At 53.0% G+C, this 16403-nt stretch carries 14 protein-coding genes, 2 tRNA genes and 1 riboswitch; of the genes, 10 read left to right on the top strand and 6 right to left on the bottom strand.

Translation table 11 applies throughout. The features are described from left to right. Window positions 1-31: 31 nt before the first annotated feature. From PG1C_RS03800 to PG1C_RS03775, 6 genes are all read left to right on the top strand, one after another. A tRNA-Leu gene (locus PG1C_RS03800) sits at window positions 32-118 on the top strand. Window positions 119-306: 188 nt separating this feature from the next. Beyond that, a riboswitch (glycine riboswitch) is annotated at window positions 307-409 on the top strand. A 145-nt stretch (window positions 410-554) separates the two neighbouring features. After that, window positions 555-1682 carry a glycine cleavage system aminomethyltransferase GcvT gene (gene gcvT / locus PG1C_RS03795; protein WP_202636086.1) on the top strand — a complete coding sequence of 376 codons (1128 nt, stop codon included), beginning with the start codon at window positions 555-557 and terminating at the stop codon, window positions 1680-1682. Window positions 1683-1693: 11 nt separating this feature from the next. After that, window positions 1694-2080: a glycine cleavage system protein GcvH gene (gcvH, locus tag PG1C_RS03790; RefSeq protein ID WP_202636085.1), complete on the top strand. Its 387-nt coding sequence runs from the start codon at window positions 1694-1696 to the stop codon at window positions 2078-2080. Next, complete coding sequence (gene gcvP / locus PG1C_RS03785; protein ID WP_202636084.1) at window positions 2077-4896, top strand: aminomethyl-transferring glycine dehydrogenase; 2820 nt, start codon at window positions 2077-2079, stop codon at window positions 4894-4896. The genes gcvH and gcvP overlap by 4 nt, the downstream gene beginning before the upstream one ends. Window positions 4897-4966: 70 nt before the next feature. Then, window positions 4967-5617 carry a thiol:disulfide interchange protein DsbA/DsbL gene (locus PG1C_RS03780; RefSeq protein ID WP_202636083.1) on the top strand — a complete coding sequence of 217 codons (651 nt, stop codon included), beginning with the start codon at window positions 4967-4969 and terminating at the stop codon, window positions 5615-5617. Next, window positions 5614-6111, top strand: a complete 498-nt coding sequence (locus PG1C_RS03775; RefSeq protein ID WP_202636082.1) for a disulfide bond formation protein B — start codon at window positions 5614-5616, stop codon at window positions 6109-6111. The genes PG1C_RS03780 and PG1C_RS03775 overlap by 4 nt, the downstream gene beginning before the upstream one ends. A gap of 92 nt (window positions 6112-6203) precedes the next feature. Here the strand turns inward: PG1C_RS03775 and ppx are convergent, their stop codons facing one another. After that, the gene (gene ppx, locus PG1C_RS03770; protein WP_202636081.1) at window positions 6204-7688 is read right to left on the bottom strand and encodes an exopolyphosphatase; all 1485 of its coding nucleotides are present in this window, start codon (window positions 7686-7688) and stop codon (window positions 6204-6206) included. 94 nt (window positions 7689-7782) lie between these two features. On the opposite strand from ppx, the gene ppk1 reads away from it, so the two are divergent. Beyond that, on the top strand, window positions 7783-9873 hold the full coding sequence (gene ppk1, locus PG1C_RS03765; protein WP_414629215.1) for a polyphosphate kinase 1: 2091 nt from the start codon (window positions 7783-7785) through the stop codon (window positions 9871-9873). On the opposite strand, the gene PG1C_RS03760 is transcribed toward ppk1, so the two are convergent. Both PG1C_RS03760 and queD read right to left on the bottom strand, forming a co-directional pair. After that, entirely contained in the window at window positions 9853-10821 is a 969-nt protein-coding gene (locus PG1C_RS03760; protein ID WP_202636079.1) for a S49 family peptidase, read from the bottom strand. The genes ppk1 and PG1C_RS03760 overlap by 21 nt on opposite strands. A gap of 28 nt (window positions 10822-10849) precedes the next feature. Further along, window positions 10850-11308 (bottom strand): 6-carboxytetrahydropterin synthase QueD, encoded by a 459-nt coding sequence (gene queD / locus PG1C_RS03755; protein ID WP_202636078.1) that lies wholly within the window; start codon window positions 11306-11308, stop codon window positions 10850-10852. A gap of 102 nt (window positions 11309-11410) precedes the next feature. Here queD and PG1C_RS03750 point away from each other — a divergent pair, with 102 nt between their 5' ends. Further along, window positions 11411-12271, top strand: a complete 861-nt coding sequence (locus PG1C_RS03750; RefSeq protein WP_202636077.1) for a radical SAM protein — start codon at window positions 11411-11413, stop codon at window positions 12269-12271. A 24-nt stretch (window positions 12272-12295) separates the two neighbouring features. Here PG1C_RS03750 and PG1C_RS03745 read toward each other — a convergent pair whose 3' ends face one another. Further along, window positions 12296-12595 (bottom strand): helix-turn-helix domain-containing protein, encoded by a 300-nt coding sequence (locus PG1C_RS03745; protein ID WP_202636076.1) that lies wholly within the window; start codon window positions 12593-12595, stop codon window positions 12296-12298. 185 nt (window positions 12596-12780) lie between these two features. On the opposite strand from PG1C_RS03745, the gene PG1C_RS03740 reads away from it, so the two are divergent. Beyond that, window positions 12781-12868: transfer RNA gene (locus PG1C_RS03740), tRNA-Ser, on the top strand. A gap of 114 nt (window positions 12869-12982) precedes the next feature. Further along, window positions 12983-13789, top strand: coding sequence for an alpha/beta fold hydrolase (locus PG1C_RS03735; RefSeq protein ID WP_202636075.1), 807 nt, complete (start codon window positions 12983-12985; stop codon window positions 13787-13789). Window positions 13790-13852: 63 nt separating this feature from the next. Here PG1C_RS03735 and PG1C_RS03730 read toward each other — a convergent pair whose 3' ends face one another. Further along, window positions 13853-15217 (bottom strand): TrpB-like pyridoxal phosphate-dependent enzyme, encoded by a 1365-nt coding sequence (locus tag PG1C_RS03730; protein WP_202636074.1) that lies wholly within the window; start codon window positions 15215-15217, stop codon window positions 13853-13855. Window positions 15218-15332: 115 nt separating this feature from the next. Next, window positions 15333-16397, bottom strand: coding sequence for a tartrate dehydrogenase (locus PG1C_RS03725; protein ID WP_202636073.1), 1065 nt, complete (start codon window positions 16395-16397; stop codon window positions 15333-15335). Between the last annotated feature and the right edge of the window lie 6 nt (window positions 16398-16403).

Here is a 16403-nt window from a genome sequence, read left to right as displayed (position 1 = left end):
TCCTATAGAATCCGCGCCTCGTTTGAGTATTGCCCAGGTGGCGGAATTGGTAGACGCACTAGGTTCAGGTCCTAGCGGTGGCAACACTGTGGAGGTTCGAGTCCTCTCCTGGGCACCAAAAAGTATTAAATCGCGGTAAATCGCGATACAACGCGATGCAACGCGATATATGCAGCACGATGTATACAGTAATACAGTAGTTTGCCATTGGTACGCCATTGGTATGAATAGTACGCGAAACAATCCAATCAAAGAAGCATTTTCCTGAAAAAGCCGACAGAAGATTGTTTGGGAGGTTACAATCCTCCTTGGTCGTTGGGAGAGAGTGACACAAGAGTAACATTCCCGCTGTCACCGCCGAAGGCGCAACCCCCAGGAACCGCTCAGGCAAAAGGGCCGACGACGCAGCAAAAATCTGGAGAGTGGCAGCGCACCGTTCAGGTAAACGATGAACGTGCAGCTTGCCCACCGACGGGGTAAATCTCTCAGGTGCCAAGGACAGATGGGGTGTAACGGCATGCCGTTGCGTCCCCTTTTTTGTCCAGGAGTAACCCATGCCAGAGCGCACCCCGCTTTATGCCGCCCACCTTGCCGCCGGTGCCCGCATCGTCGATTTCGCCGGTTGGGAAATGCCGATTCATTATGGTTCGCAGATTGAAGAACACCATGCCGTACGACGCGATGCCGGCCTGTTCGATGTTTCCCATATGTGCGCGCTGGACTTGATCGGGCCGGACGCCACGCGCTTTCTGCGTCACCTGCTGGCAAATGATGTAGCCAAACTCGCCACGACCGGGCGGGCCCTGTATTCCTGCATGCTGAATGAAAGTGGTGGCGTCATTGATGATTTGATCGTCTATTTTTTTACGCCGACGTGCTACCGCCTCGTCGTCAATGCCGGAACCGCGGAAAAAGATATAACCTGGATGCAAGCGCAACTGGCAGGATTTGATGCAAAGATCACTTCCCGCCGCGGAGGCGAAGACGAGAGTGAAAAAAAACACGCCCTCGCCATGCTTGCCGTGCAAGGCCCGCAGGTGCGCGAACGTTTCTGGGCGGCCTTCCCCGCCAGTCGTGCCGCCACTGAATCGCTGGCGCCGTTTCATGCCTGCGAATGGCCAACGGATAAGGGTCTTTGGCTGATTGCGCGCACCGGCTACACCGGCGAAGATGGCTTCGAAATCACCCTGCCCGCCAGCGCCGCAGCGGAAGTCTGGCAAAAACTGATTGCCACCGGCATCAAACCCTGCGGCCTGGGCGCACGCGACACCTTGCGTCTTGAAGCCGGCATGAATCTGTATGGTCAAGACATGGATGAAACCACCTCGCCGCTCGATACCGGGCTTGCCTGGACAATCGATAAGCAAGACGCCAATCGCGACTTCATCGGAAAGTCGGCGCTGGCAACACGGCGAGCAGCGCATCAATTCATCGGCTTGCTGCTGCTCGAGCGCGGCATTTTGCGCGCACACCAGAAAGTCATCACGCCGCTGGGTGAAGGCGAGATTACCAGCGGCACATTTTCGCCTACACTCAATCAGTCCATCGCTTTCGCACGTCTGCCTATTGGGTCTATTGGCGTTCCCTTGGGTAGCGAAGTTGATGTCGAAATTCGTGACAAGCGCCTCAAGGCGCGGGTCGTCAAACCCCCTTTTGTTCGCAACGGAAAATCTTTACTCTGAGGAAAACAGCCATGAACATCCCCACCCATCTGAAATACGCTGCATCGCACGAATGGAGCAAAGCAGAATCTGACGGCACGATTACTGTAGGCATTACCGATCATGCCCAGGAAGCGCTGGGCGACATTGTCTTTCTTGAACTGCCGGTCATCGGTCGCGTGCTCAAGGTGGGCGAGGAATGCGCAGTGGTCGAATCGGTCAAGGCAGCCTCCGACATTTATGCGCCGGTATCTGGCGAAGTCATCGCCATCAATCAGGCGGTAGCCGACGTACCGGAGTCGGTGAATAGCTCCCCTTATGACAACTGGTTGTTCCGCATCAAACCATCCAATCCGACTGAAATGGCTGCCCAACTCAGCGCCCTGCTTGACGCGGATGCCTACGCTGCCACGCTATGAATCCTTTGCTCCGCCCGCTTGCAGAACTCGAACAACGCGCTGAGTTTGTCGCCCGTCATATCGGGCCGGATGATGGCGAAGTACAGCAGATGCTCGCCACAGTCGGCGTCGATTCGCTGGCGACACTGATTGACGCAACAGTGCCCGCAGCCATCCGCCTAACTCGCTCACTGGACTTGCCCGCGCCCATGCCAGAACAGGCTGCCCTGGCTGCCTTACGGACCATCGCAGAAAAAAATAACGTCAAAAAGTCCTGCATCGGCCTGGGCTATTACGGCACGCACACGCCACCGGTGATTTTGCGCAACCTGTTTGAAAACCCCGGCTGGTATACCGCCTACACGCCGTATCAGGCAGAAATTTCCCAAGGGCGACTGGAAGCGCTGATCAACTTCCAGCAAATGGTGACCGATCTGACCGGCATGGAAATCAGCAATGCGTCATTGCTCGACGAAGCCACGGCGGCAGCCGAAGCCATGGCCATGGCGCGACGCATTGCCAAGGTGGAAAGCAATGTCTTCTTTGTCGATGACGCCTGCTTCCCGCAGACTATTGCCGTGCTGAAAACCCGCGCTGCCGGGTTTGGTTTCGAGCTGGTTTTCGGCCGCCCGGAAGATGCCGGTCAACACGCTGTTTTTGGCGCGCTGCTGCAATACCCGAATGCACACGGCGCAATCGCCGATCTTTCTGCACCTATCGCCGCGATAAAAAATGCCGGTGGCATCGTGGCTGTTGCCTCCGATTTGATGGCGCTGGTGCTGCTCAAGCCGCCAGGGGAAATGGGTGCGGATATTGTGCTCGGCTCATCCCAGCGTTTCGGCGTGCCGATGGGTTACGGCGGCCCGCATGCCGCCTTTTTCGCCACACGTGAGGCCACTGTGCGCGCCATGCCGGGCCGCATCATCGGCGTCTCGAAAGATGCGCGGGGCAAACCCGCCTATCGCATGGCGTTGCAAACCCGCGAACAGCATATCCGCCGCGAGAAGGCCAACTCCAACATCTGCACGTCGCAAGTGCTGCTTGCCAACATGGCTGGCATATATGCCGTATGGCATGGACCGCACGGCTTGCGCACGATTGCCGGCCGTATTCACCGGCTGGCCGCGCTGCTGGCGCAGGCACTGGAGGTTAATGGTGCGTTCTTCGACACGATCCAGATAAAAGTCGGCGCTGGTGAGACGGCGCGCATTCATGCCGCCGCCGCAGCGGCGGGCTACAACCTGCGTCCGGTCAACGCGACTACGATAGCCATCAGCGTTGACGAGACCACGACGCGCGAAGACATTGCCTGCCTGCTGGCAATTTTCGGCAAATCAGCTGCTCTCGATGACACCACACCGTGCGCCATTCCACCCGCCCTGCAACGCACCTCTACTTTCCTTACCCACCCCGTATTCAATTCGCATCACACCGAGCATGGCCTGCTGCGCTATCTCAAGCGGCTGCAAAATCGTGATCTCGCACTCGACCATTCGATGATCCCGCTGGGTTCCTGCACCATGAAGCTGAATGCCGCTGCCGAGATGATTCCCGTGTCATGGCCGGAATTCGCGCAGATTCATCCTTTTGCGCCACCTGACCAAACACAAGGCTATGCCGAACTTTTCCGCAAGCTATCAGCGCAACTCATGGCGATCACCGGCTTTGACGCCGTTTCGCTACAGCCAAATTCCGGCGCACAAGGTGAATATGCGGGTCTCACCGCCATCCGCCGCTATCAGGCCAGCCGTAATGAGGCGCACCGCAACATCTGCCTGATCCCTAAATCAGCTCACGGCACCAATCCGGCCACGGCGCAGATGTGCGGCCTCGAGGTGATCGCCGTGGCCTGCGATGCACAAGGGAATATCGATCTTGCCGACCTTGAGGCTAAGGCTGGCCAGCACGCGGCAAAACTGTCCTGCCTGATGCTCACCTACCCGTCCACGCATGGCGTGTTCGAGGCAGCAGTCAAAGACATCTGCGCCATCATTCATGCGCACAGCGGCCAGGTGTATATGGATGGGGCCAACCTCAATGCCCAGGTCGGCCTCACCCGTCCAGCCGATATTGGCGCCGACGTTGCCCACATCAACCTGCACAAAACCTTCGCCATCCCGCATGGCGGTGGCGGGCCGGGCATGGGGCCGATTGGCGTCAAGTCCCACCTCATACCCTTTTTACCAGGGCAGAACGGACAAGGCGCAGTTTCTGCCGCACCCTGGGGTTCGGCGGCCATCCTGCCCATCTCCTGGATGTACATCACGCTGCTGGGTGGCAGCGGTTTGCGGCGTGCCAGTGAAATCGCCATCCTCAACGCCAACTATATTGCCGCACGCCTGACCGGACATTACCCAGTGCTATATGCCGGCGTGCAGGGCCGTGTGGCGCATGAATGCATTCTGGATATCCGCACTATCAAGAGCAACACGGGCGTGACTGAAAGCGACATCGCCAAACGCCTGATGGACTATGGCTTTCACGCGCCAACCGTCAGCTTTCCGGTCGCCGGCACGCTGATGGTGGAACCCACTGAATCCGAAAACAAAGCCGAACTCGACCGCTTCTGCGCCGCCATGATTTCAATTCGTGAAGAAATTCGCCAGATCGAGCGCGGCGAGTGGTTGCTGGACGCCTCGCCGCTCAGGCACGCGCCACATACCAGCGCTGACCTGGTTGCTGAATGGACGCGGCCTTATCCGCGCGCAACGGCGGTCTTTCCGCTGCCCTGGGTAGCGGCGAATAAATTCTGGCCGTCGGTGAATCGGATTGACGATGCGTATGGCGATCGCACCTTGTTTTGCGCCTGCGTTCCCATTGAAGAAAGTGTTAGATAATTGCACCTGCCGCTGCCGCACGGAACCCTGTCATACAATCCTCGTCCAATCCTTTTTAACGGAGCCCCACATGACGTTATTGATGCGCTTTTTATCCAGCCTGCTGTTCGTCGCGTTTATCGGCAGCACCGCCAGCTATGCTGACGAACTTCAATCCGGACGCGATTACAGCATGATTGACCAGCCACTGGCTGTTCCTAAAGACAAAATCGAAGTAGTCGAATTTTTCTCTTACGGCTGCCCCCACTGCAATGACTTTCATCCCGTACTCGATGCATGGGCGGCCAAGCTGCCCAAAGATGTCACCTTGCGCCGCGTGCCAGTCAGTTTTAATCGCCCATCATGGGCGCGGCTGTCGCGTGTCTATTTCACGCTGGATGCCATGGGAGACCTGCCTCGCCTGAATGGTGCCGTCTTTAAAGCACTGCATGAAGATCGCATCAATTTCAACAGTGATGAAGTAGTTATCGACTGGGCTGTTAAAAACGGGCTGGATGGCAAGAAGTTCGGCGCTATGCTGAGTTCGTTCAGCATACAAAGCATGGTGCCGCGCGCAGATCAAGAATCCGCATCTGCCCATATTCAAGGAGTCCCGAGTCTGGTTGTCGATGGCAAATATCTCCTTAACAATGAGTCAGCAGCCAACTTTGGTGACTTGTTAAAACATGTGGACTCGCTCGTTGCCAAAGCGCGCGCCGAGCGCAAGAGAAAAACCAAGTGACATTGCAGCGCATGGCATCTGGCCGCTGGCTATTAGCCGCAATCGGGTTAGCGGCTTTCGGTCTGGTAGCTGTGGGGCTGGTGTTAGCGCGCACACTTAATCTTGCAGCGTGTCCGTTATGCATTCTGCAACGCATGCTCTATCTGGCGCTGACAATAGAATCAGCGGCTGCCTTTTTCCTTGCTCGCCGACCTATCGCAGGCCGTTTATCAACTGTACTCATGAGCATCACCGCACTGACCGGCGCAGGGATTGCGGCGTATCAAACCTGGCTACAACGCTTTGCCAAAGGCGTCAGCTGCACTGCCGATCAACCGTGGTGGGAACATTTTGTCGATTGGGCTGGCACACAATATCCCTTGCTGTTCGAAGCCACGGGCTTATGCTCCGAGGCGGGGTGGAAATTTTTAGGCTTATCGATTGCTGAGTGGTCGCTCATTGCGTTCACCACCTTCACTGTAGCCACGCTTGTCGCCGTCAGACGTAAAAACTAACTGGCTCACTGTCACCAGTACGCTCCGGAGGACGTGCCCTTGGGGTACCGATTTTTTCACCCAAACCGGCAATCAGCTGTTGCCGGATTCGGCTAAGGCTTAGCTTGAATCTTTAATTCGCCACCCACAGCTGACCACTGCTTTGCCTCTTCCATCAAAGCAGCTGCCGTCAGGGGCAATAGGTCGAGCCCGCCATCACCCACCTCTAATTGAAAACCTACTTTGGTGAACCAAACATCCAACGGAGGTAATACCTGATCATCACGTACACGATGAAGCAGCACAGCAATACGTAAACAAAAGATCAGCGTCCATTCCGATGCGTTTTTTTCCAGCGGGTTAATCCGTTCCAGCTTGCCCCGATGCGCCAGCACAAGTCGAGACAATCTAGCCTGATCACGCCGCGAAAAACCAGGCATGTCGGCATTCGAAAGAATATAGGCACTATGTTTGTGATAACTTGAATGTGCAACCGAAATGCCCACCTCATGCAGCCTTGCCGCCCACACCAAAAACTGCGCATCGGAATTATCTGCTTCGCGGGTTGCGGGCACCAGTTGCTGCAACAGGCTTAATGCTGTTTGCGTCACCCTCGCCGCCTGACGTCGATCAACTTCGTAGCGCTGCATGAAGCGATTCACCGTTACCTCACGCATATCATGGTGGTGGTAGCGGCCAAGCTGATCGTATAGCACACCGAGCCGTAACGCCCCTTCAGAAAACGCCATGCGCTCCAGATCAAACGCATTGAAAATAGCCGACATAATGGCCAAACCACCCGGTAACACAGGCAATCGATCTGCCCGCAAACCCTGCAAACGCATGCGCGAGGCGCTTCCTGCGCGTATCAGCTCGGCACACAGATTATTTAATCCCCGCTGGGTGATGCCATGATCAGATAATTTATTTTGCTCCAGTAAATCCATGATGGCCTTGGCTGTGCCCGAAGAGCCAATCGCCTCATCCCAACCCGTTTTACGGTAAGCATGAACAATACTTTGCAACTCTTGGCGTGCAGAAAGTTCTGCTGCCCGAAAATTACTCTTATCCACACGTCCTGCGGGGAAAAACCGCAAACTGTAGCTAACACACCCCATGTAGAGTGATTCAAGTTCAATGGGCTCGCTGTTTTGGCCAACGATCAGCTCCGTCGAACCACCACCAATATCAATCACCAGTTGCCGTTGCCTAGGATTAGGCAAAGTATGTGCAACCCCAAGGTAAATGAGCCGCGCCTCTTCCCGACCGGAAATAATCTCAATCGGAAAACCAAGCGTAGCCTCGGCTTTCTGTAAGAATGCTTTGGCATTTTTTGCCACGCGAAAAGTGTTCGTGGCCACAGCACGCACCGCTGTCGCATCAAAATCTCGCAATCGTTCAGCAAAAATAGACAGTGCCTTAAGGCCCCGCTGTTGTGCCGCGTTATCCAGTAGCTTGTCCGGAGTCAGGCCAGCGGCCAAACGAACCGTCTCTTTCAGCCCATCCAGCGGATAAATTTGGTTGTCGACAATACGTCCAATTTGTAATCGAAAGCTGTTAGACCCAAGATCAACGGCGGCAGTGAATTTGCTCATCATGATCCAATTTTAACAACGATACAGGCTGGAACTCTTGTCACACAAGAGAAACAAAAAAGGCACATAATTAAACCTTCAGTCAGAAATCCGCATGATGAATTTATCACCCCCTATTGAGAGTAATTTTCTGAATCGCGAACTCTCGCTTCTCGCTTTTAATCGGAGAGTACTGGCTCAAGCCGCCGATCATCGCATTCCGTTGCTTGAGCGCTTACGCTTCCTGTGCATTTTTTCCTCTAATCTTGACGAGTTTTTTGAGATTCGGGTAGCCAGCATCAGAGCAAAAATTAAACTGGATAGCCAAGTCACCGAAGCCGACGGGCTGCTTCCGCAAGAAGTCTTTCGCCGTCTGACTAGCCAGGCACACGCATTGATTGCTGAACAATATGCACTTTTGAATGATGAGATTCTTCCCGCGTTGCAGAAGGAAGGCATTGCATTCATCCGACGCAACCAATGGACGGAGGCACAACGTCAGTGGATACAACAATTTTTTCGCAGCGAAGTCATGCCTTTGCTGACTCCCATCGGGCTCGACCCTTCGCACCCCTTTCCACGTGTTCTGAACAAGAGTCTGAACTTTGCTGTTGAACTCGTCGGTACAGATGCCTTTGGAAGAAACTCCGGGACAGCTATTGTTCAAGCACCACGTGCCCTACCGCGAGTCATTCGTTTTCCGCCATATCTTTGCAGTACAAACGATAGTTTTGTTTTTTTGTCATCCATCGTGCATCAGCATGTGGGCGAACTTTTTTCGGGTATGGAAGTACTGGGCTGTTACCAGTTTCGAGTGACGCGCAACTCCGATCTTTTCGTTGACGAAGAGGAAGTAAAGAATCTACGCCTCGCCTTGCAGGGGGAATTACCGCAGCGGCACTTTGGCGATGCGGTCCGTCTGGAAGTCGTAGACAACTGCCCAGAAAGCATGACCGATTTTTTGCTGCACCAGTTTGAACTGGATCATAGCGATCTGTATCGCGTTCCAGGTATTGTTAATCCGGTGCGGCTAATGTCCGTACCTGACGAAGTTAATCGACCTGATCTTAAGTACCCGTCTTTTCAGCCAGGCATTCCCAAAACACTGGCCAAGCGTGTGGATATTTTCAGTAACATTCGAAAACAAGACATTCTTTTGCACCATCCCTACCAGTCTTTTTTACCGGTGATCACCCTGCTGCAACAGGCGGCGGATGATCCCCAGGTTGTTGCCATCAAAATGACGGTTTATCGCACGGGTACAAATTCTGTACTGATGGAACACCTCTTGCGCGCCGCCCAAAAAGGCAAGGAAGTCACTGTCGTGGTAGAACTTATGGCGCGGTTTGATGAAGAAGCCAACCTATCCATTGCATCGCGACTGGAGGAAGTTGGCGTGCATGTGGTGTACGGCGTCGTTGGCTTTAAGACACACGCTAAGATGCTCATGATTTTACGTCGTGAGGAGCAGGGTTATCGCCGCTATATCCACCTGGGCACGGGCAACTATCACCCCCGCACCACGCGCATTTATACCGACTTTGGCTTACTCACCTGCAACCCGGAAATTGGCGATGACGTCAATGAGGTTTTTAAGCAACTGACCGGATTAGGCAAGGCTAATGAACTAAAACACTTGTGGCAGGCACCCTTTTCACTGCACGCCAATATGCTAGCCGCCATACGCGGTGAAACCGCCGCAGCGCGTGACCACCAGCCGGCACGCATCATTGCGAAGATGAACTCATTGCTAGCACCTGAGATTATCGAAGCGCTGTATGAAGCAAGCCAGGCAGGCGTCACTATTGACCTGATTGTGCGTGGCGTCTGCTCTTTGCGTCCTGGAGTGAAGGGCTTGTCGGAAAATATTCGGGTGCGCTCTGTCATTGGGCGGCTACTCGAGCACCACCGGATCTTCTATTTCCATGCGCAAGGCGCACAGCACATCTATCTTTCCAGCGCCGACTGGATGGAACGAAATTTCTTTCGTCGCATCGAGGTCAGCTTTCCGGTATTGGATCCCAAGCTCAAGCGCCGGGTATTCAAAGAAGGATTACAGCCCTACCTTACTGACAACACACAAGCCTGGAAAATGAACGCCCAGGGGGATTACTTTATCAAACCGACCAAGCGCACCCGCATATGTGCTCAAGAACGCCTTTTAAGTACCTTGCAAGCCTCACACCCATCAATGGACTGTAACCCGTGACACCGCATTGACCATTCCTTCGGCCATATCGGCACCCAATCGTTTAGCAAACTTTTCAGCAATATTGGGCTTGACTGTAAAGTCGCGAATCTCCTCAGCCTTGATGACATCACGCGCCACACTTTCTACCGTGCCGTAGCCATCAGCCAAACCCATCTCGATACTTTTGGCCCCGCTCCACATCAAGCCAGAAAACATCTCCGGGGTTTCTTTCAGGCGCTGTCCCCGCCCACGCCGTACGACGTCAATGAACTGCGCATGGATCTCACCCAGCATTCTGAGTGCATACTCCTTGTGCTGTGGCGTCTGTGGTGAAAAAGGATCAAGAAATCCTTTGTTCTCTCCTGCCGTGAGTAAGCGTCGCTCCACACCAAGTTTTTCCATGGTGCCGGTAAATCCAAAACCATCCATCAGCACGCCGATTGAGCCCACAATACTGGCTTTATCAACAAAAATCTTGTCCGCAGCAACCGCCACATAATAACCACCCGAAGCACACACATCTTCAACCACCACATGCAGTGGAATGGTTGGATGGAGGCGGCGCAAGCGATGGATTTCATCGTTGATCATGCCTGCCTGCACTGGGCTGCCGCCAGGGCTATTGATGCGCAGAATAACGCCCGCTGTATGCTTGTCTTCGTACACCGCCTGTAATGCGCTAATGATGTTTTCTGCATTGGCGTCACCGTTATCTTGAATAACGCCTGAGAGATTTACCAGTGCGGTAAATTTTTGACCATCGGCCAATCGCTCGGTTTGCCCCCAATCAATGACGAAGGCAAGAATCAGGGATAGGTAAGCAAAGCCCAACAGCTTGAAGAAAATACCCCAGCGGCGACTGCGTCGCTGTTCAGTAATCGCAGCTAAAGCGATGGTCTCAAGCGCCTTGCGCTCCCAACGATCATCTTCTGTCTTTTTCCCAAAATCATTTTCATCTTGCTGCATTTTTAAATCCTCTCAACTATAACGTTTTTCAACATTCGATATTTTCTTCACGCAATGCATCTGCCCAGCAGTTAGGCGTCTCAAACAAGCGTACCCGCTCCAGACGGATTTGATTGCCAAACGTGCTGTGGTAAATCTGATCAAGAATGGCAAATGCTGTCCGGGCGAGATTTTCAGCCGTTGGCACGGTATCCGTTATCACGGTTTTGTGGTTGGGTAATGTGGCTAAAAACGTGGCGACCGCATGATCTTCCCGCCAAACTAAAAACGCATGATCCCACGCATCCACCACATGTGTTTTAGCCAGCGTTTTGACCTCAGAAAAATCCATGACCATGCCATTATCAGACCTTCCGGGCACATCAATCACTTGGCCGGTCAGCGTAATTTCAATGGCATACCGATGCCCATGCAAATGGCGACATTGGCTTTTATGGTCAGGAATCCGATGGCCCGCATCAAATTCAAGGCGACGAGTAATTTGCATGAAAAAAAGGGGGATCGTAGCAAAGAGTGCGACAGGCTGCAAAGACTGCATTATAGTGGCCTCTCGCCGGCGTCTAGCCAGCGCCGAATTTTATATCGCGCCATGCCCAGAATTTTACTCAAAACAGACGATCACGCTCGTGACAGCGCAGGCTTGCGCTATGTGTATCCCGTGCTCTCGCGCCGGGCGGGGGGCATATCGATTGGCATCAACCTGAACCCCAACAATGCTTGCAACTGGCATTGCATCTACTGCCAAGTCCCCAATCTAACCCGCGGCGGGCCACCTCCTATCGACCTTGCTTTGCTTGAGTATGAGCTGACAACACTCCTCAACTCCATCTCTCAGGGTAGTTTGATCATTGATCATAATTCCCCATCACATCCATCTAATGGGTTGCACTCATTACGTGACATCGCCTTTTCCGGCAATGGTGAGCCCACCAGTGCGGCAGAATTTCCCTTGGCTGTTTCACTCGTGCACAACGTGTTGCATGCGCATGGGCTTGATCAGCAGGTCATGCTGCGTCTAATAACCAATGGCAGCCTGCTGGATCGCCGAAGCGTTCAAGCCGGTATAGAGCGCATTGGCAACGCATCAGGGGAAGTGTGGTTCAAGGTGGATAGCGCTAGCACCACTGGTCTGGCGCTGATCAATGGCACCCACATAAAGACTGAAACCGTCTCGCGACGGCTAACACGCTGCGCTGCTTTGGCGCCGACTTGGGTGCAAACCTGTCTATTCAAACTGGATAACACCTTACCCACAGAAGATGAAATCACTCATTATCTTGCTTTGCTAGCGCCCATCGCAAAACAACTCAAAGGCGTTCATTTATATAGCTTGGCAAGGCCTTCGCTGCAAAAAGAAGCGCCTCGATTGATGCGCCTGGACGCGGAATATCTCGAAAACATAGCGCAGAGAATTCGGCAGCTTGGACTCATTGTCCAAGTGAACGCTTAGCCGCAACAAGCTATTCATTTTGCCTCAGCCGCCTTTTTTCGCTGCAGCTTTAGCCTCTTTTTTCAGCTCTTTTAGAACGGCGGGCTTGGTGGTGCGCAAATACTCGATAACCTCAAAGTCCTCACGCTTAATTTTTTGTAAGTCAATGTTCTCGACATACACCAAATGAACTAGCTGCTGAACCGGGCGCGGCATGTTGCGCCCGTTCTCGTAGCGAGAACCACCACTTTGGGTAACTCCGAGCCGAGCCCAAAATTGCTGCTGGTTTAAACCCAGTTTCTGGCGGATTGCTGAGATATCCGTTGTTATGTTTTGTGCTTTCATTTTTAAGCTCCTTAGATAAAAATGATCAATTGGTTGCTAATGAAACGATCTGCCAATTGTCGTAGCATACACCTGTAAATAATCAAATGTACTACGCAAAAAAAAATCTTGGCGGTATCTCATGGTCAGCAGAGCTCTTAAACTTAAGTGACACTTCCTTGTCTGGTAGAATCCGTTTCCTCGTTGGAAGCGTGGCAGAGTGGTCGATTGCACCGGTCTTGAAAACCGGCAAAGGGAAACCTTTCGTGAGTTCGAATCTCACCGCTTCCGCCAGCTTTTCGTTCGATTTTTTCCCAATCGGCTTGATTGACGTTCTTGGTCTCCAAACCCATGACTGCCCAGAGCGGGCTTCACCTCAAACAACCCTGACCTTACTGCGATGGATAAATGATGGCCACTCCTAAAGCCGGCTTTGCATCTGTAAACGGTACCCGCTTCTACTTTGAGCAAGCCGGGGAAGGTTACCCCCTCATCCTCCTTCATGGACTTGGCTTGAATCTGCGCATGTGGGATGATCAACTCTCCCCGTTTGCAGATCACTATCACGTCATTGGCTACGATCTTCGCGGGTTCGGTCAATCGCTCCCGTCCGCACCGGCCCCCTTCTCGCACGTGGAAGACCTCAAAGGCTTGCTTGGTTATTTCAAGATTGAACGCGCCCACATTCTGGGCTTATCCCTGGGTGGAAGGATCGCGCTCGATTTCGCGTTGATGTACCCAGACTCTATTGATCGCTTAGTGCTTGTTGATCCGGCACTGGGAGGTTACCGTTTTTCTGAAGAATGGCATGAGTTAATGTCACCCATAATGCAACACGGAAAAAATGGCGACATTGCTGCAGCAAAACGCTTATGGCTTGCGCATCCGCTGTTCACGCCGGTCCGAACGCAAGCGCAAAGCCGACAGCGGTTCGAGCAAATTGCCGCCAATGATCCTGGCTGGCATTGGCTGAATCAGGGTTTTGAGCAACCACTCAGTCCATCTGCAGCGAAACGTTTGCAAGACGTTAATGCACCAACCCTGATCGTTGTTGGCGAACATGATTTACCTGACTTTCACGTGATTGCCGATCTTTTAAATAAGAACGTTCCTCACGCCAAAAAAACTGATCTCATTGGCGCTGGCCATATGGCGAACATGGAAGCGCCCGAACAATTTAATGAGATCGTTTTAAAATTTCTCTCGGGAAAATAATTTGTATTATCCGTATTGACGGCTGAGGCGAATAGTCCGCGCCATGCGGCACCACAAAGCCGGTTAGCCGACTTTGGGCAAGTGTTGTAAAGATGTCCGTATAGCATCCTCTGCATACACATGATCTTCTAGCTCGCCGTCGAAATAGCGATCATACGCTGCCATATCAAAATGGCCATGCCCCGTGAGATTCACAAAGATTGTCTTCGCTTCGCCGCTGGCTTTGCACAGGAGTGCTTCATCAATAGCAGCACGGATAGCATGATTTGATTCCGGTGCCGGGATAATACCTTCGGCTCGGGCAAACATCACCCCAGCTTCAAATGTTGCTAACTGCGGCACAGCGATGGCCTCGATGAGGCCCTCATGATAAAGCTGTGAAACCAGGGGCGAGTCACCGTGATAACGCAAGCCACCGGCGTGAATGCCTGGCGGCATGAAGTCATGGCCCAGGGTGTACATCTTCATAATCGGCGTAAAACCGGAAGCATCACCATAATCGTACGCATAAGTGCCTTTGGTCAGCGTAGGGCACGAAGCGGGTTCAACCGCTACAAGACGCACCTGCTTGCCTTTATGTCCGCCCGCTGCATTATCAGCAAAAAACGGAAAAGCAGCGCCGGCAAATGACGAGCCACCGCCACAAGGGGCAAAAACTACATCCGGCCAATCGCCGGCAAGTTCAAATTGTTTTTTCGCTTCAAGACCTATCACCGTCTGATGTAAAGCCACGTGATTCAGCACCGAGCCCAATGCATAGTTGGTATCCGCGCGTGAGGCCGCTTCTTCGACTGCCTCAGAGATCGCAATACCCAGAGAACCAGGATTTTCCGGGTCTTTAGCCAAAAAATCGCGGCCAGTTTGCGTGAGAGTCGAAGGGCTCGCAATCACCTCCGCACCCCAGGTACGCATCATCGAGCGACGAAAAGGTTTTTGCAGGTAACTCACTTTGACCATAAAAATACGCACTTCAATGCCAAACATCTGGCCTGCAAATGCAATGGAAGAACCCCATTGACCTGCACCCGTCTCCGTTGTCAGGCGGCAAATACCCGCTTCACGATTGTAGTAGGCTTGTGCTACAGCAGTGTTCGGCTTATGCGATCCGGCGGACGAGACGCCTTCATTCTTGTAATAAATTCTTGCTGGCGTGCCCAACATGTCTTCGAGCCGTTTCGCCCTGATCAAGGGCGTGGGGCGCCACAAACGGTAAATTTCGCGTACAGGTTCCGGTATCGGAATCCATCGTTCGGAAGATATTTCCTGCTCAAGTAACGCCATCGGGAAAATGGCTGCCATTTTCTCCAGGGGTACTGGCTTGTTATCTGGCCCTAACGTCGGCGCTGGGGGATGCGGCATATCCGCAACGACGTTGTACCAATGGGTAGGGATTTGGGATTGATCCAACATGAAACGTAGCGGATCCATACATCCTCCTAACTACTTACAGATAAAAAACGATAGCAGGCAGGGTGTTAGCACGCCTGTGCTAAAGCAGGCCACAGGCATACCCCTTGCGTCAAGATTCTCGGGTGAAATGGAATTAACTGATAGCCTCAGCAATTGCGCGCCCGACATCCTTCGTTGATGCTTTTCCACCCAAATCCGGTGTTTTCGGGCCCTCCTGGAGTACTGCTTCGATAGCGCGAACAACGGCTTCAGCTGCTTCAGTGTGGCCAAGATGATCGAGCATCATCGCACCGGACCAAATCATGCCAATTGGGTTAGCGATGTTACGGCCGTAAATATCAGGTGCGGAACCATGCACAGGTTCGAACATCGACGGATAAAGGCGCTCAGGATTCAGATTGGCTGAAGGCGCAATGGCGATCGTTCCCGTGCAGGCTGGGCCCAAATCAGACAAAATATCGCCAAAAAGATTCGAGCCGACAACGACATCAAAGCGATCCGGAAATCGAACAAAGTGCGCCGTCAGAATATCAATGTGATACTGATCCGTTTTCACATCAGGATATTCTGACGCCACTGCGTGGAAGCGCTCATCCCAAAATGGCATGGTGATTGAAATACCATTTGATTTGGTGGCAGAGGTGAGATGCTTTCGCGCACGGCGACGGGTCAGCTCAAATGCGTAGCGCATGATGCGATCGGTACCATGGCGTGAAAATATACTTTCCTGCACAGCAATTTCCCGCTCAGTGCCCTCGTACATCCGCCCACCGGCCGAAGAATATTCGCCTTCCGAGTTTTCACGCACAATGATGAAGTCAATGTCACCTACTTTGCGATTCGCTAGCGGAGAAGCAATACCGGGCATCAGCCGCACCGGCCGTATGTTGGCGTATTGATCAAATTCACGACGAATCTTTATCAATAAACCCCAAAGCGAAATATGGTCTGGCACAGCCGAGGGCAAACCCACAGCACCGAGATAAACCGCATCATGGTTGCGAATTTGCTGCAACCCGTCTGCGGGCATCATGCTGCCGTGTTTTACGTAGTAATCACAACTCCAGGGGAGCTCGTCATAGTCAAGCGCAAAGCCATAGCGTGAAGCCACAACGTCCAGCACGCGCTGTCCTTCGGGCATCACCTCCTTGCCAATACCATCGCCTGCAATGACGGCAATTTTGTACTTTTTCATCATCAGTGT

It is taken from the genome of Rugosibacter aromaticivorans (assembly GCF_000934545.1).
GTDB classification, from domain to species: domain Bacteria; phylum Pseudomonadota; class Gammaproteobacteria; order Burkholderiales; family Rhodocyclaceae; genus Rugosibacter; species Rugosibacter aromaticivorans.
The sequence above is the reverse complement of the archived record's forward strand: the minus strand, read 5'-3'. Positions and strand labels throughout refer to the sequence as shown.

Coding starts and splice junctions, on each gene's coding strand:
- gcvT (WP_202636086.1), top strand. CDS start 555: ATGCCAGAGCGCACCCCGCTTTATGCCGCCCACCTTGCCGCCGGTGCC.
- gcvH (WP_202636085.1), top strand. CDS start 1,694: ATGAACATCCCCACCCATCTGAAATACGCTGCATCGCACGAATGGAGC.
- gcvP (WP_202636084.1), top strand. CDS start 2,077: ATGAATCCTTTGCTCCGCCCGCTTGCAGAACTCGAACAACGCGCTGAG.
- PG1C_RS03780 (WP_202636083.1), top strand. CDS start 4,967: ATGACGTTATTGATGCGCTTTTTATCCAGCCTGCTGTTCGTCGCGTTT.
- ppx (WP_202636081.1), bottom strand. CDS start 7,688: ATGATGAGCAAATTCACTGCCGCCGTTGATCTTGGGTCTAACAGCTTT.
- ppk1 (WP_414629215.1), top strand. CDS start 7,783: ATGAATTTATCACCCCCTATTGAGAGTAATTTTCTGAATCGCGAACTC.
- PG1C_RS03760 (WP_202636079.1), bottom strand. CDS start 10,821: ATGCAGCAAGATGAAAATGATTTTGGGAAAAAGACAGAAGATGATCGT.
- queD (WP_202636078.1), bottom strand. CDS start 11,308: ATGCAAATTACTCGTCGCCTTGAATTTGATGCGGGCCATCGGATTCCT.
- PG1C_RS03750 (WP_202636077.1), top strand. CDS start 11,411: ATGCCCAGAATTTTACTCAAAACAGACGATCACGCTCGTGACAGCGCA.
- PG1C_RS03745 (WP_202636076.1), bottom strand. CDS start 12,595: ATGAAAGCACAAAACATAACAACGGATATCTCAGCAATCCGCCAGAAA.
- PG1C_RS03735 (WP_202636075.1), top strand. CDS start 12,983: ATGATGGCCACTCCTAAAGCCGGCTTTGCATCTGTAAACGGTACCCGC.
- PG1C_RS03730 (WP_202636074.1), bottom strand. CDS start 15,217: ATGGATCCGCTACGTTTCATGTTGGATCAATCCCAAATCCCTACCCAT.
- PG1C_RS03725 (WP_202636073.1), bottom strand. CDS start 16,397: ATGATGAAAAAGTACAAAATTGCCGTCATTGCAGGCGATGGTATTGGC.